This window comes from Acinetobacter sp. CAU_H_60 (assembly GCF_058599385.1).
Genome location: NZ_CM178653.1, coordinates 2,336,542 through 2,353,041, shown reverse-complemented (window position 1 = coordinate 2,353,041; position 16,500 = coordinate 2,336,542). Strand labels below are relative to the sequence as shown.

Annotated in this window: 13 protein-coding genes; 7 read left to right on the top strand and 6 right to left on the bottom strand. The window is 40.9% G+C overall.

The window, feature by feature from the left end:
• Positions 1-7: 7 nt before the first annotated feature.
• Together AC4MBN_RS11050 and AC4MBN_RS11045 are read right to left on the bottom strand one after the other, a co-directional pair.
• Positions 8-1,195, bottom strand: coding sequence for an ammonium transporter (locus tag AC4MBN_RS11050; protein WP_491880209.1), 1,188 nt, complete (start codon positions 1,193-1,195; stop codon positions 8-10).
• 423 nt (positions 1,196-1,618) lie between these two features.
• Positions 1,619-2,599 (bottom strand): MBL fold metallo-hydrolase, encoded by a 981-nt coding sequence (locus AC4MBN_RS11045; RefSeq protein ID WP_491880208.1) that lies wholly within the window; start codon positions 2,597-2,599, stop codon positions 1,619-1,621.
• 267 nt (positions 2,600-2,866) lie between these two features.
• On the opposite strand from AC4MBN_RS11045, the gene AC4MBN_RS11040 reads away from it, so the two are divergent.
• Complete coding sequence (locus AC4MBN_RS11040; protein WP_373683639.1) at positions 2,867-2,983, top strand: hypothetical protein; 117 nt, start codon at positions 2,867-2,869, stop codon at positions 2,981-2,983.
• 341 nt (positions 2,984-3,324) lie between these two features.
• Here the strand turns inward: AC4MBN_RS11040 and metG are convergent, their stop codons facing one another.
• Positions 3,325-5,385, bottom strand: coding sequence for a methionine--tRNA ligase (metG, locus tag AC4MBN_RS11035; protein ID WP_491880207.1), 2,061 nt, complete (start codon positions 5,383-5,385; stop codon positions 3,325-3,327).
• A 314-nt stretch (positions 5,386-5,699) separates the two neighbouring features.
• On the opposite strand from metG, the gene AC4MBN_RS11030 reads away from it, so the two are divergent.
• Together AC4MBN_RS11030 and apbC are read left to right on the top strand one after the other, a co-directional pair.
• Complete coding sequence (locus AC4MBN_RS11030) at positions 5,700-6,503, top strand: hypothetical protein (RefSeq protein ID WP_491880206.1); 804 nt, start codon at positions 5,700-5,702, stop codon at positions 6,501-6,503.
• A gap of 288 nt (positions 6,504-6,791) precedes the next feature.
• Positions 6,792-8,051 (top strand): iron-sulfur cluster carrier protein ApbC, encoded by a 1,260-nt coding sequence (apbC, locus tag AC4MBN_RS11025; protein ID WP_491880205.1) that lies wholly within the window; start codon positions 6,792-6,794, stop codon positions 8,049-8,051.
• Between the two features lie 40 nt (positions 8,052-8,091).
• Here the strand turns inward: apbC and AC4MBN_RS11020 are convergent, their stop codons facing one another.
• The 3 genes from AC4MBN_RS11020 to AC4MBN_RS11010 are packed head-to-tail and all read right to left on the bottom strand — an operon-like array spanning position 8,092 to position 11,593.
• Positions 8,092-10,107, bottom strand: coding sequence for a TRAP transporter permease (locus tag AC4MBN_RS11020; protein ID WP_419374743.1), 2,016 nt, complete (start codon positions 10,105-10,107; stop codon positions 8,092-8,094).
• Positions 10,104-10,589: a DUF1850 domain-containing protein gene (locus AC4MBN_RS11015; protein ID WP_491880204.1), complete on the bottom strand. Its 486-nt coding sequence runs from the start codon at positions 10,587-10,589 to the stop codon at positions 10,104-10,106. Before AC4MBN_RS11015 ends, AC4MBN_RS11020 begins: the two co-directional genes overlap by 4 nt.
• Complete coding sequence (locus tag AC4MBN_RS11010; protein WP_312157649.1) at positions 10,589-11,593, bottom strand: TAXI family TRAP transporter solute-binding subunit; 1,005 nt, start codon at positions 11,591-11,593, stop codon at positions 10,589-10,591. Before AC4MBN_RS11010 ends, AC4MBN_RS11015 begins: the two co-directional genes overlap by 1 nt.
• 649 nt (positions 11,594-12,242) lie before the next feature.
• On the opposite strand from AC4MBN_RS11010, the gene AC4MBN_RS11005 reads away from it, so the two are divergent.
• From AC4MBN_RS11005 to AC4MBN_RS10990, 4 genes are all read left to right on the top strand, one after another.
• The gene (locus AC4MBN_RS11005; protein ID WP_034701986.1) at positions 12,243-12,836 is read left to right on the top strand and encodes a LysE family translocator; all 594 of its coding nucleotides are present in this window, start codon (positions 12,243-12,245) and stop codon (positions 12,834-12,836) included.
• A 122-nt stretch (positions 12,837-12,958) separates the two neighbouring features.
• A complete protein-coding gene (dcd, locus tag AC4MBN_RS11000; RefSeq protein ID WP_004785008.1) occupies positions 12,959-13,528 on the top strand; it encodes a dCTP deaminase in 570 nt (189 codons plus the stop codon).
• A 233-nt stretch (positions 13,529-13,761) separates the two neighbouring features.
• Positions 13,762-15,771, top strand: coding sequence for a hypothetical protein (locus tag AC4MBN_RS10995; RefSeq protein ID WP_419364585.1), 2,010 nt, complete (start codon positions 13,762-13,764; stop codon positions 15,769-15,771).
• A gap of 12 nt (positions 15,772-15,783) precedes the next feature.
• The gene (locus tag AC4MBN_RS10990) at positions 15,784-16,500 is read left to right on the top strand and encodes a hypothetical protein (RefSeq protein ID WP_419364583.1); all 717 of its coding nucleotides are present in this window, start codon (positions 15,784-15,786) and stop codon (positions 16,498-16,500) included.

The following is a 16,500-nucleotide window of genomic DNA, read 5'->3' as shown; positions in this document are numbered from 1 at the left end:
TTGGTGCTTAAAAAATATTCTCTTCGGAATTAGCCGAGATCCGGTGAATGGACAAATCCGCACCGGTAAATTCTTCTTCCTGACTCAGACGAATACCGATCAACACTTTCAGCAGACCATAAACCAGGAATCCACCTGCCAGAGCCATCACAATCGCCAGTACGGTACCGAATAATTGTGAAATGATAGAAACACCGCCCATGCCTCCGAGCCATTGATGACCGAATATACCGACAGCAATTCCACCAAAAGCACCGCATACACCATGCAAAGGCCAGACCCCTAATACATCATCAACTTTGAGTTTATTTTGGGTATAGGTAAAGAGTTTTACAAAAATCACGCCTGCGCTGATTCCGATAAATAATGCACCCAGTGGATGTACCACATCAGAACCTGCACAGATGGCAACCAGTCCGGCTAATGGCCCGTTGTGCAAGAAGCCTGGGTCATCTTTACCGGCTACTTTTGCCGCAATGGTTCCACCGACCATCGCCATTAAAGAGTTAATTGCAACCAGTCCGGAAATGGCATCCAGGCGCTGTGCACTCATAACATTAAAGCCAAACCAGCCGACAATCAGAATCCATGAGCCTAAAGCTAGAAAGGGGATGGATGATGGTGGATGTGCAGTAATCCGGCCATCATTTTTATAGCGTCCATTACGTGCGCCAAGTAAAACGACTGCAGCCAGAGCAATCCAGCCCCCCATGCCATGCACAACCACAGAGCCGGCGAAATCATGGAAGCTGGCACCGAAGGTATTTGCCAACCAGTCCTGAAAACCAAAGTTGCCATTCCAGATCATCCCTTCAAAAAATGGATAAATCAGAGCCACCAGAAATAAAGTCGCTAAAGCCTGCGAACGCATTTTGGCACGTTCTGCAATTCCTCCAGAGATAATCGCAGGAATAGCTGCGGCAAAGGTTAGCAGGAAGAAACAGCGCATCAGGTTATAACCATGATCGGCTGCTAAAGTAGAGGCATCGTGGAAAAAATGCTGACCATAGGCAATATAGTAGCCCATCAGAAAATAAGCGATGGCGGATAGGGAAAAGTCAGTGAGAATTTTACTTAAGGCATTGACCTGATTCTTATGGCGAACTGTCCCTAGTTCTAAAAATGCAAATCCTGCATGCATGGCAAGCACTAGAACTGCACCGAGAAGGAGAAATAATAAGTCTATATTTTGCATGTGCGTTCCAATTTAGTGCATAGAATCACAAAAGAAATCCAGTATATAGAGGCAAACTGATTCGAAAAGAGTTACTAACAAGGGAAATTTTGATAAAGAATTTCTTGAAACTGACAAGACTCGATATAAAGCACAATAGAATTTTATGCACCAAACTAAGACATCATAAGAAAAGATAAAATTTAAATTTATATTTTGTTTTTTAGATATTTAGCTTTATCACCGAAAATGGCGTGTTAAAAATGTGTGCTAAAGGTGCACATGAAAAGTGAAAGGATTTTTAAGAAAAAATTTAAAAAAATTAAGTGAAAGATGATTTTAAATTTTAGAAGTTATATAGACCATTGATTAGCTATATCTCCAACAAATAAAACCCTAAAGAATTAGGGTTTCATCTGGAGCTAAAATCTCTGAAGTATTCAATTAATCTTTAAAATGCACAGGAATCCACTGATAGCTCTTTCCATCTTTCGAGTAAATATGACCGATTCCCGGGAATGGTAAATGTGGCGCTGCAATGGTCTGACCTTGCTTGGCATATTCAGCAAAATGCTTTAAACGGGTTTCTACCGCAGTTTTAGGATCAACATCGAATTCTATGGCCGTTTCAGGTTTGTCGAATTGCAAGGTATGTGAATGGACGATGTCACCGACAAAAACCACTTCTTGACCATCGGATTTGAGTTTAAAGCTGTAATGCCCTGGGGTATGACCAAAGGATGGCTTAAACTCGACCCTACCAAAGGCTAAAGATTTATCAGAAAAAACTTTCACTTTTTTAGCTTTTTCATAGGGTGCAAGGGCTGCTTTAATTTTCTCTACGGTGCCCAAGAAACCTTCCTGCTGGTCTTTTGGTAGTTTTTTGACGGTATTTGGACTCAGCCAGTAGTCATATTCGGTTTTGGAAATATGTAAGGTGGCATTTGGATAATTTGCTGCGCCGTCATTTGAAATGCCACAGACATGGTCAGGGTGTAGATGAGTCAAAAAAATATCACTCACCTGTGCAGGCTGATAACCTGATGCTTTGAGGTTGTTATAAATTGACCCTAAGTGTGCACCAAAGCAACTTGCAGCACCGCTATCCACCATGAGCAATTGATTGCCTGTATTAATTAGGTAGGCATTGACTGAAGTCTGTATGCCTTTGGCTTGATCGGCATGATATTTCTTCAAAATCTCAGTTTTTTCTGCATCACTTAGGCCTTTAAACATCGATGGATTTAAGTAGTTTGTACCATCGAGCAGGGCAGTAATCTGAGTATTACCAATTTGGTGATGGTAGTAGCCAGCGACTTGTTTTTGTGAAGTAATCGTTGCAGGTTCAGCAGCCTGACTCACACTTACACCTAAAACAGAAAATGAAAGTAAAGAAGTGAGAAAGGATGTCTTTAAAATATTCATGGCAATTCTTATGGTTGTGAAGTTTATGCTATGTATTAGCATGTAAAGCATGAAAATAGAATATAAAAATATTTACCATTTTTTAAAGAGAGAAGAGGAATTGAATATCTGTACTAGGCATTCAGTTTGAATCTGTATATTGATTTTATAAGGAAATAAAAGTTTTTTTATCTAAAAATATTTTTATAAATAAATTACTTAGATAAATTTCACTTTTATAAAAAAGCCCGTTAACATGGGGTATTGCAAACAGCCTTGGGTATCGCTATGAGTTTTTGGAAAAAGAAAAATAATGCAGCATTTGTATTTTTCATTATTACCTTATATTCATTGCTAGGCTTCGGCATTGGCTATGTCATCTGGGAATTTTTCCTTGATAAATAAGTGCTATTTGATTTATTGATTGACCTAAAAAAGCCTCTAAAGATAGAGGCTTTTTTATCATACTTGGATATAAATTTTAAAACTTTATTGAAAGCTCCATCACCCTTTGGGAGAAGGTTGGGATGAGGGCTATGACCACTATTTTGTTATCTGCCTTACTTTTGATCTTTCAAAAGTAAGTCAATGCCTGAGCAGAAGAATTGTGTTTTATAAAAAGAATATGGGGCAGTGATTCAATAAATCCTCTCCCTAACCCTCTCCTTTAAAAAAGGAGAGGGAACTTAAAGGTATAAAAAGCCCCTACATCAGTAGAGGCTCTTCTTCTATCTAAGACCTAAATCTCAAGACACTTTATCACCCGGTTTAGCGCCAGATTCAGGTGAAATCACCCAAACACCTTCGCCATTACCAGCCGCAAGTACCATACCGTTTGAAATACCAAAACGCATCTTACGTGGAGCAAGGTTAGCGACCATCACCACCAGTTTGCCTTTCAGGTCTTCCGGTTTATAGAACTCACGGATACCGCTAAATACGTTACGTGGTTCAGCTTCACCGACATTTAAAGTCAATTGAAGAAGTTTATCAGAACCTTCAACGATTGCAGCTTCTAGAACTTCCGCTACACGCAGGTCAACTTTGATGAAGTCATCAATGGTGATGATTTCAGCTTCACCGACTTTAGGTTCAGCTTTCTTCTCTTTAGCTTTCTCTTTTTTCTTCTCAGCTTTTGCTGGTTCAGCAGCAGGTGCAGCTAAAGAATCTTTAGACGCATCGACCATTGCAGCCACAGCTTTCGGATCAACACGTTGCATCAGTGGCTGGAACAATGCAATTTCATGACCAGTCAAAATTTCTGTACGAGAAGCAAAGTCGAAAGAAGCTAATTTCAGGAAGTCCTGAACCTGAGCAGCCAATGTTGGTAAAACTGGAGCTAAATACACAGCCAATTGACGGAACAGGTTGATACCTACAGAACACACATCGTGAACCTGTTGTTCTTCGCCTTCAATTTTCGCTAAAGCCCAAGGTTTTTTCTCATCGATGTACTGATTGGCTTTATCTGCAAGTGCCATGATTTCACGGATCGCTGCCGAGAATTCACGAGTTTCATAAGCTTTGACAATTGAATCGCCAGCATCAATAAAGCTTTGAACCAGCTCAGGCTCGGCACAAGTTGCACTTAACTTGTTATCAAACTTGGTATTGATGAATTTCGCACAACGGCTGGCAATGTTTACGACTTTACCGACTAAGTCAGAGTTTACTTTCTGAACGAAGTCATCCAGATTCAGGTCAGAATCTTCAACCTTGTCAGAAAGTTTAGAAGCAAAGTAATAACGCAGGTATTCAGGGTTCAAATGCTGTAAATAAGTTTCAGCTTTAATGAAGGTACCACGTGATTTCGACATCTTCTGACCATTCACAGTCAGGAAGCCATTCACGAATAAACCGGTTGGGGTGCGGTAGTCTGCACCTTCCAGCATTGCAGGCCAGAACAGGGCATGGAAGTAAACGATGTCTTTACCAATGAAGTGATAGACTTCATTTTTAGAATCTTTTTTCCAAAAATCATCGAAGCTTAAATCAGGACGTTTAGTTTTGATGTAATTCTCGAAGCTCGACATATAGCCGATTGGTGCATCCACCCACACATAGAAGTATTTATTTGGCGCATCTGGAATTTCAAAGCCGAAATACGGTGCATCACGTGAGATGTCCCAGTCATTCAAGCCATTGTCAAACCATTCATCCAGTTTGTTGGCGATAGATACGGGTAGACGGCCTTCGTCACGGGTCCATTTTTGCAGGTATTCACCAAAATTTGGCAGTTTAAAGAAGTAATGATCCGAAGATTTCTCAACAGGAGTCGCGCCGCTTAAAGTCGATTTTGGATTTAATAATTCAGTCGCGTTGTAAGTTGTACCGCAAACTTCACATGAATCGCCGTATTGATCTTCCGCCTTACATTTTGGGCATGTACCCTTAATAAAACGGTCTGACAGGAACATGCCTTTTTCAGGATCAAATAACTGGGTTACAGGGCGAACTGCGATATTGCCGGCTTCACGGTTTTTGATATAGATTTCTGAAGCGCGGGCGCGGTTGGTATCACTGTGGGTAGAGTCATAATGATCGAAATGCACACCGAAACCGTCAAAGTCACGAATGTGTTCTTTTTGCACATTGGCGATCTGTGCTTCAGGTGAAATGCCATTTGCCTCTGCACGCAGCATGATCGCTGTACCATGAGCATCATCCGCACAGACATACGTCACGTCATGACCCATTGCACGCATCGCACGTACCCATATATCAGCCTGGATATAGCCGAGTAAGTGACCCATATGAATCGGGCCATTGGCGTAAGGAAGGGCATTAGTGACTAGGATTTTACGCACGGATTCACTCTCTCATTCGTATTCATTATGCAATGGGCCATAATTTTACATGATGCAGAAGGGATTACAAAGAAATGCTTTTACAGAAGCACGAGGAATAAATCAGGCTGAATATTCAGAATACAAAAACAGGCTATAGACGGGTAATTGACCCTTAAAAATTCGGTTGAGATAAGTTGATGCTACTTCCTGCAAGCAATAGCAACAACATGTACAGGCTTTGTTGCAGTTTGCTTAATTCACCTACGTCATTGCGTGCTTTGTGCTAAAAATTTGGCTGATCATTTTTATTATGACGCATTAGGAGGGTACTCATGACTCAGAATAACCAGACAAGTACTTCAAAACAGAATCAAGATAAAGAACGACATGCACGAGAGCTGCATGACAAGATTGAACAAGAGCAAAAGCAGAACGAGATTGATAAACAGCATAAGCAGAAGCATGAAGAAGTCCTAGAAGCCCAAAAAAATGGTGCTGATGAAAAGTCTGATCATCAGCAAGACTCTAAAGCATCTGATCATCAGCAATCAGAGCAAAAAGATGAGTCTAAAAATGACCAATCTAATCATGGTGATCAATCAGATAAAAAAGCTGAAAGTACCAAGATGGATGACTTAAAAGCGAAAGCCATCGCAATTGGTGAAGAGTTATTGCAAAAAGGCGAAAAGATTCTGAATGATCTGAAAAATGGCAAATCAGACAGCCAAAAAAATGGCGAGCAAGGTTCAGATGATTCTAAAAAGGCACAGGATCAAAGTTCTGGAGATAAATCAGCAAATCAGGCTGACCAGGATCGTATGGCAAATTTAAAAGATGAAGCGCTACACAAGTTTGAAGATACCAAAGTCAAAATTAGTGAGTTGGTGAATGAAGCTGCTACGAAACTGAATGAGTTGAAACAGATGGCGGCTGAAACTATGACTAAAATGAAAGGCGATGACCAGTCTCAGTCAGATGATTCTAAAAAGCAGGATCAGGATTCTTCTTCTAAGGATGCTAAGGATAAGGACCAAAATTCAGATCAGACCAATAATAAAGATGATGCTAAAAAGGATCAGGATAAAGCTGATCAATCTGGGCAAAACAAGACTGACCAAGATAAAAATCATAAATAATCATTTCATGTTGAAAGCCACTTCATTCAGTATTTGAATGAAGTGGCTTTTTAATGCATACTATCTAGTTAATTTTATTTAAAATTTTAAATATCAATAATATAAAATAATAAATAAGAGATGATGTTCACTTTATAAATTTTCTTCCCTGCAATCATTTAAAACCAAGTAAAATAGTTGGAAATCATATTCGTCTTTCAGGCTTCTGAATACAGATCGCTTAACCTAAGCCTAAAACCTCGTTAAACTAAGCTATTCAGATGTCTATCTATATTTTTGGAGTAACCTATGTCCTGGCTTTCTTCGCTTAAATCGGTTTTTTCGCCTTCCAAGGAGGTGAACGAAGAAGCTGTGCAGAACGTACTGCAAAACTATGTCTTGCCAAATTCTACCAATGCACTGAAAGACCGGATTACTCAGGTCAATGTGCAAGGTGAGATACTACAGATCACCATTAATACCTATCCGGAAGAAAAAGAGCAGTTACAGCAGATTCATGATGAACTGGCGGATGCGCTAGAGAAATGCGGCATCAAAGAACTAAACCTGCATGTGATTCAGCAAAAGACGGGCCATAAGAAAGAAGGCGGTTGTGGACATCATCATGCGGAAGGTGAGAGCTATTCCAGCCAGCCGCAAACTGCTGCTTCAAAATCGAATCTGCCACCTGTGGTTGATGCTTCAGGTCATGCAGCCCAAGCAGAAGCTGACCCAAATAATCCACCGATCCAGAAAGCTGCCCCACAGCAACGCGATGTGCCGAAGCATCCACGTATTCAGAATGTGATTCTGGTCTCTTCCGGCAAGGGTGGTGTTGGTAAATCTACAACAACTGTAAACCTGGCTTTGGCTTTGCAAAAATTAGGTTTGAAAGTGGGTGTACTGGATGCAGATATTTATGGTCCAAGTATTCCGACGATGCTCGGCAATGCCGGCAAAACCCCGATGATCGAAGCCGAGCAGTTTGTTCCACTCGATGCGTATGGTATGGCAGTGCTGTCAATTGGGCACTTAACGGGTGATAACAATACGCCCGTTGCTTGGCGAGGTCCTAAAGCAACGGGCGCCTTGATGCAGCTATTCAATCAAACCTTATGGCCAGATCTGGATGTATTGATGATCGACATGCCACCAGGTACAGGTGATATTCAGTTAACGCTCGCTCAGCGTATTCCAGTCACAGGTGCTGTGATCGTCACCACACCACAAAACGTGGCATTGCTGGATGCGACCAAAGGCATTGAACTGTTCAATCGTGTGCAGATTCCAGTGATGGGTGTAGTCGAAAACATGTCTACCCATATCTGTTCAAATTGCGGTCACGAAGAACAGATCTTTGGTACAGGCGGCGGTGATAAACTGTCAGAGCAATACAATATTCCATTGCTCGGTCGTTTGCCTTTGAATGCAGTGATTCGTGAAAATGCCGATGCCGGTAAGCCTTCAGTGATTGCTGGAGATGATGCTGCTGAAAGTTATATGGCCATTGCTCAGAAAATTGCAGCAAAATTGCCAAAAGCAGAAAAAGATAAAACTCGTATTTTCTAAGATTCTATAGTGAAAAAAAGAGAGCCGAGGCTCTCTTTTTTTATGAGGTTTTAGTCGTGACTGTATTTTCTTTTCTTGCCTGAATGATATTAAAGCCAATCGCAATAATTACCATGATGGTGCCGATAATATCGGTCATGGTCTCAGGCACAATCATCATGAGTGCGCCCACCCCCAGGAAGATGCGCCAGAACCAATTCATCGCGGTTTTAAAGTAGCCTTCTACTGCAGCGCCAAGTGCCAGAATGCCGACAATGGATGTCACGGTAATGCTTAAAATGACATTCCATGCCGGTAAGGCGAATTCTTTAGCATTAACTGCAATATTTGTTGTGTCAATCATCAGCATCGCCGGGTTATACACAAATAGGAACGGCACAATAAATCCGGCTAGGGATAGGCGCAGCGCCAGGAATCCAGTCCGCATTGGGTCACCCCCGGCAATTCCGGCACCGGCAAAGGCGGCTAAGGCGACGGGAGGGGTAATATTAGCAAACAGGCCAAAATAGAACACGAACATATGTGCGACTAGGATTGGAATATCAAAGTTGGCTAAAGCCGGAGCTGCCATCGTTGCCGTAATGATATAGGCAGGAATGGATGGTAGGCCCATACCCAAAATCATCGATGCAATCATGGTAAAGAAAAGGGTCAGAAACAGACTGCCGGCACCAATGCTCATGATCGAAGAAGTCATCACCGAGCCAAAACTGGTCAAGCTCACCACACCAATAATAATACCCACGACCGCACAGGCCGCCATCACGGAAAGTGACTGTTTGGCACCATCTGCCAGCGCTTCCAGAATTTCTTTAGGTCCCATGCGGGTCGATTTTCTGAATGCTGCAACCACGATAGTCAATAAAATCGTATACACAGCCGCATAGCTAACCGGAATGGATTGAAATAAGAAGAACACCAAAGCAACGATCGGAAATAATAAATGTCCTCGTTCTTTCAGAACTTCTTTGACCCGTGGTAGGTCAGCTTTGGGAACACCTTTCAGGTGATCCCGGCCAGCTCTGAAATGGACTTGTGCCATCACACCGAGGTAATACAGCAGGGCAGGCAATACCGCAGCTAAGGCAATGGTGCCGTAACTGACACCTGTAGTTTCTGCCATGATGAAGGCACTGGCACCCATTACTGGCGGCAAGATCTGTCCACCCACAGAAGCACTGGCTTCAACAGCACCGGCAAAGTTTTTGTGATAGCCAATTTTCTTCATTAAAGGAATGGTAAATGAACCGGTTCCTACCACATTGGCAACCGCTGTCCCATTAATACTGCCCATAAAACCGCTGGAAATCACCGCAACTTTGGCAGGGCCACCTTGCTTATGCCCGGCAAGTGCCATGGCGAGATCATTAAATAATTTTCCCATTCCTGATTTAGCCAGAAAGGCACCAAACAGAATAAACAGGAAAATAAAGGTCACTGATGCCCCAATGGCTGAAGAATATAAACCTTCAGTTTTCAGATACATTTGCCCAAAGATGTCACTGAATGTATAGGGTCGGGTCAGCAAGCGATCCGGCATCCAGTCAAAATGACTGATAAACGGATAGCTTAAGAAAATCAGTCCCAGGATCGGCAACATCCAGCCCATCACCCGTCGAGCAGCCTCGACCACCAATACTACCGTCATAATTGAGAAGACAATATCCAGCGTATTAGGAATGCCTCCTCGGGTGGTCATAATGGCTTGGTATTCTTTAAATAGATAAAAGAAAGAAGCGAAAGAGGCAATCACCCAAATCCAGTCCGTCCACGCGACCTTTTGCCGACTGCTGGCCTGACGTGCTGGATACAACAAGAAAATCAGCGCCAGACCGATCGATACGTGCGCTGCACGTTGAATCAATTCGGGTAAGGGATTAAAAGTAATATAAAGATGAAATAACGAATAGGATATTGCCAAGGCAGCAATAAACCAGCGAACCGATTTGTTAATCGGGTTGCGAGTGACAGATTCGCGGTCAAATTTTTCTAATAATTCTTGTTGCTGTTGATCATCCAGTGCTTCGGTCACATTTCTTGTTTCTTGTGGATTCATAGGCAATCATTTAAACCTCTTTTTTTCCATAGGCTGTCTTTTTTTATGGAAAGTTGTACCGTACTATAGTCGGGAAAATCCTGATAAATATTCCAGATACGATCAGCACTCTCAATTTTTCCCTGCATTCTGCGTGAAATCACCCAATTGATTTCTTTCATCTTCCGGTTGATTTGCATATGGATATTGCCATCATCCTGTCGAGTAATAGTACCTTGATCAGGTGTACCCGCACCAAATGAAATGAACTGAGTATCTGTCAGAATGAAATGGTCCTTGTCTAGAAGATAACGTTCTTTCCACTGTGTTCTTTCTACCGAATGCATCCAGCTCAGCTGAAAAGATTTCTGGTCAATTTTGCACTGAAAATTTTGCTCTTTCACTTCCACAAAAATATACGAAAATGTCAGCCAAACACAGCTAATAAAAAAAGCAGCCAAACTAAAAAGTGCAGCAATCGCTGCACCTTGTATCCATTTCATCAGTTCGCTTTATTCTCATCATAGAATTTTTGCGCGCCCGGATGCAGTGGGGCAACTAGACCTTTTTGCGCACCTTCTAATGTGATTTCTTTAGCAGCCTGATGTGAATTGGCGAGTTGATCCAAGCTGGAGAAGAACGTTTTGGTTAGCTTATATACATCATCTGTAGAGAGATCAGAACGAACCACCAGCGCATTCATGATCGCAGCTGTAGGAATATCCTCAGCATTGCCATAGGTACCTTTTGGAATGGTCATTGGCAGGAAATACGCCTGATCTTTGGCAATCGCTTTCACTTTATCAGGATTGATGCTGACCAATTGAAGGTCAAAACCCTGTTGCAGTTCCATTAGGGAGGAGTTTGGAATACCACTGGTCAGGAAGGCTGCATCCAGTTTGCCACCTTTCAAGGCATCTGCTGCTTCGGCATAACCTAAGTAATCTACTTTGACATCCTTATAAGTGATACCAAAACCGTTCAATAGAGTACGGGCATTCACTTCTACACCTGAATTCTGGGCGCCCACTGCAATACGTTTGCCTTTGAGATCTTCAATATTTTTGATGCCAGAACGTTTTGAAGTGACAATCTGTACATAGTTTGGATAAAGAGCAGCGATCTGCTGCACGTTGTCAATTTTAGAACTAAAACTGCCTTGACCATTAATTGCTTCAGTTAAGCTGTCGCTCATGACAAAGGCCATTTCAACTTTGTTCTGTTTTAATAAATTTAGATTTTCGACAGAAGCCCCTGTGGTCTGGGTTTTGGAACTCACGCCATAGGTCTTGTTATAGATTTCAGCCAATCCTGTCCCGATGACATTATAAGGACCTGAGGCACCGCCTGTCGCAATATTGACAAATCGGGTTTGCAGTTTATCTGCAGCTACGCTCTCACCAGATGCAGCCTGATGATCTGATTTATTTTGTGCATTATCATTCGAGCAGGCAACTACGCCTGATAACGCTAAGCTCATGACTGAAAGTTTGATCCATTTATTCATATATGACTCCTGATATTATTCTTTAGTTCTTAAAATATAATTAAAACAACAATATACTAAACCGTCTGGATGTTAAAAAAATGTGAATTATCAATTGTTGTCCTTGTACAATTTAACAGCAATTATTTTGTCTGAATACCTTTAATAGCATTTTTTTCGAAATTTTGCTTAATTAATATGTTGAGCAAATTGAGCTAGATAGACATCTTAAATGGAGAGCGGAAATTTAATCATTAGGAGTTAGGTAAAAGTTGCTCCCATCACCAAATTTTTCTAGAGAGGTGTCCAAAGTTCATACGCAAGAGCAGGGATTTTAGTTAGTTAAAATTCAATCAAAGGTTACCGGAAATAATGATTTCAAAGTTTTGGATAGTTTTCCATTCATGGTATAGAGACTAGTATTTCAGGAATTTTAAGTCCGAATACTCTATTGAAACTTCTACTTTTATAGCAATTTTATGATGAGCTTATAGCTTTATAAATTGACAAAATTGACTGAAAAGAAAATTTCTTGTATTTCTATCTAATTATATGAAATTAATTAAAAAATAAGAAAATATAAAAATTTTTAATATGTTCTCTTACAATTATTTTTTTGCAGATTTGACCGGATTATTTTATGCTTAATACCTAAGAGCGAGGTCAAACTATGATTTCATGGTTATTTATTGGTTTAGTGGCAGCCATTCTATTAACACCGGGCCCAACCAATACTTTATTGGCATCGTCAGGTATTCAAGTTGGATTTAGAAAAACTTTTCGCCTTATTCCCGCAGAAGCTTTCGGCTATCTCATCGCAATTACATTCTGGGGCTTTTTGATTGGTAAAATCTCGGTCTATTTACCGGAATTACCTCATATCCTCAAACTCTGTAGTGCTGCTTACATTCTATTTTTAGCTTTAAAATTATGGCGTACCGCAGAACTTGGTGAAAATTTTCAATGTATTTCGATTCGGGCACGGGAACTATTTTTGGCGACTTTGCTGAATCCTAAGGCATTATTATTTGCTTCGGCTATTTTCCCGGTCATTGTGTGGAAAAGCAGTCAATATTATGTGACTTATATGCTGGCATTCTTGGCATTACTTATTCCTATCGCATTTTTCTGGACCTTTTTAGGTAGCTTATTGGCCAGAAAAAACAATCGCTGGCTGAATCAAAAGAACTTACAAAAGACCGCTTCCATTATTTTAATGAGCTTTTCTGTACCTTTATCCTATTCAGCACTCCTCAGTCTTTAAACCTGAAAAAGCAGCTAAATTTCCTGAAATTTAGCTGTCAGAATTTCGCTTATTTTCATTAGTGTCAATTTCAGTTAAAGTACGTCGCAATTACTTATTTTTAAGATTTTTGGATTATATCAATGGCAATTAAGTCTGATCGTTGGATTCGCGAAATGAGCGAAAAACACGGCATGATTGAACCGTATGCAGAAAACCAGATTCGTCTGGATGAAAATGGTCAAAAGCTGATTTCTTATGGTGTTTCAAGCTATGGCTATGACGTGCGATGTGCGCGTGAGTTTAAAGTATTCACCAATGTTCACTCTGCAATTGTCGATCCGAAAAACTTTGACGAAAAAAGCTTTATCGATATTGAATCGGATGTTTGTATCATTCCACCCAACTCATTTGCTTTAGCGCGTACAGTAGAATACTTCCGTATTCCACGAAATGTACTGACCGTTTGCTTGGGTAAATCGACTTATGCACGTTGCGGCATTATCGTGAATGTGACTCCACTTGAACCTGAGTGGGAAGGTCATGTCACGCTGGAGTTTTCAAATACAACTAACCTGCCTGCACGTATTTATGCGGGTGAGGGTGTGGCTCAAATGCTGTTCTTCGAATCAGACGAAGTTTGTGAAACCTCCTATAAAGATCGTGGTGGTAAATACCAAGGGCAGACAGGCGTTACTTTGCCTAAAGCTTAATAGTTTTAAAGCATTTAATAAGCGAGGCTAATGCCTCGCTAATTTTTTTGCTGTTTCATTCATCGGAAACTCGGGGTTTTTAGTCTTTTGGCTTTGGTAATCTTGCTAAAAATAAGCATAATGAAGAATGAATATATAAAAAAGATGTGCCAAGCATCATAAAAATCAAAAATTGAAGGCTGGGAAGCTGAAGGATAAAGATGCGGAGCATCAGATAAGAAGGATAGGTCGAGATGGCTCAAATAAAAGCTAAATTTCAATTTCGTAAAAGCTATTTGGCAATGATGATCGGTTTAGGATTATTGCCATCCGCACATGCAATGCAGGAATTAACTGATTCTTCTCTTTCTGATACTACCGGTGAAGGTGTTGCCCTGGTACTTGATGACTTTAAAATGGTTTTTCAGGCACCGAATGATGCTTCCAGTGGTTCAAGCTATGCACGAGGTATTGCCAATCCAGGTCAGGCAGACACTGGCTTTATTCGTATTATTCCGACTGGAGAGAACTATGCTCAGTTAGGTGAGCGTGCCTATAACAAAGTCTATGATCGAGTGTATGCAAGTAGCTATTTAAATGGTATCAGTGCAAATGCCAATCTTTATCAAACGACTTATGACAATAGTGTTAGTACCTATAAAACTCAAAACTATAATGCGACTTTAACTGCAATCCGTAATGAAATTGGTGCAAGTGCGCGTAGTGGTATTGTGGAAGAATATCGTAATTCGACATTAATGCAGCAATATTATCAGCAGCGTTATGAGGATTATTATGACGGTACAATTATTACAGGATTAAAAAGTGACGGAACAACATCTCATACTTTAACTGCATGGCAAAAAGATAAATCTGTCGAATATGCATTAAAAAATACCTATGAAATGATCGAATTGTTATATGGAAACAAGGTAACCACTCCATTAAATAATACTTGGACTCAACAAGCGGGTACCCGAACCAATGCTATTGATTCAAGAGTTACTACAGTTGTAGAGAATGCGACACAAGAAAAATTAGCAATTGAAGCTGATAGGTATGCACTGATTCAGGCAAAAAATGCAGTGACCGCTATGGAGCAGGCGGTTAAAGCGAGCGCAACAACGGCGGCCAAAGAAGCTGCAATGGGTGCCTCAGTCAGTACGCTTCGTACGAAGGCTGATGTATTTATCTATGGTTTGGCTCTATCAAAAAGTGATAACTCGCTCAGTAGCCGCTATAGCAATCAGGGATTTAATTGGGGAACAGCCAGCAATCCATGGTTATTCCATGCAGGGTCTGAAACGGTAAAACAGTTTACGGATACTGGAAAAGAAGTTGGCTATCTAGCTTTGGAAGCACCTCTTGCAACAGTTGCTGCAAATGAAGCAGATAATAATATTAAACTAGGTTTTTGGACTGATATTTTCTCACGCTCTTTAAATTCAAGTAATACCGTAGATTATGCTACTGGAGCACCTACTTCAGGCTTAGATATTTCTGAACGCTTTCGTGCACAATTTATTGCTAATGGCTTGAGTATGAACGGTTCGCAAGTCCGATTATTTCAAACCCTTACATCGCCTGATCTTGCATATAGTCAAACCTTGGGCCTGGCGAGTCTGATCCGGCTCAATACTAATGATGATCCCTCTACTTTGACCAGTGATTCAAACAATTTGAACAGTAAAGGGATTCGCATTAGTAGTGCAGCAAAAGAGAATAATCTTGATGGGGATGGTCCGACCCCTGCTTTAAATGGCTCTGCAGCTCCTATATTTCATGATACCGAGGGACTGTATTTATATAGCCCGAATATCAACCTGGTACTAGGAAGTATGTACCAGCCTTTTGTTGTGGGTTCGGAAGGAAATAATATTATTTTGGAAGTGACACGTATTCCTAAAATTCCAGATATTTACAACCGGATTTATCAGCGTTATCCAGATGGAAAAGGTGGCTTTTTAGGATCAGAAGCACTTTTAGGCTCTACATGTAATGTATATACGTGTGGTACTGAAATTAAAGCTCAAGCTTCAGATAGCATTGCCTTGTATCAAGGACGCGATGCAACTCACAGTAGTATCGCCATTGGTTCTGTTGAACGTATTGCCAATACCAATATGCTGAAGGCAAAAGATGATAATAATGCAACTGGTGTGGTATTTAGGGGAGCTACTGATAATTCAATGAGGAATTTTGGTTCAGCAGTGATTGATGGTGTGTTGATTCAACATCTGAAAATAAAAACTACAGGTCTATAAAGGAATAGGGCAATGTTGAAAAATTTAATGCTTGCTACAGTTCTAGGGATTTCTTTAGCGACACAAGCCGGCTTGGTCAGTCTTGATCCGCAGCAAATGACAGCAGAAACAGGTCAAGGCGGAGCGGATTTAAGCTGGACCTTGTCACTCAACCATCAATACGCTACTGATTTAACAAAATCTCAAATTTCTGAAACGGTCGCTAATAAGTTAGAAGTGTATTACAAGCCAACAACAGATTGTGGAATTAACACCTTGTTTTGTCGCTTGGCGATTTCTCCTAACAATCATGTCGATGCCCAAGGCAATAAAAAATGGCTGGTATTTAAAGGCATACAAGGCACCCTGCAAATTGATAAGTTTTCTATCGATGGCACCACGATTACTAATGCGGCAGGTGATCCTCAAACAGCCATGAAAATCACTTTTTATGATGATAAACCTTTAAAAATCAGAAATTTGGGTTTTAATACTTTGGCTATTGAAACCGGAACCGGTGAGGGCGATAAAGAAGGCTATGCCAATTCAGAGAAGTATACGACCTTCACCAATCGTGTTTATAAAGCGGACGGTACATATACCACTGCCTCAGCAGATGTTCCAGAATTTGACCGGGGGCGTGAGAAGGGCTTTATGGGTCTCAATATGCACGGCAACATGCACATGTCAGGAAACTTAAAAATATTTGGCTTTAACTGCTCAGCAGGGAGTGCACAAAGCCGTTGCTAA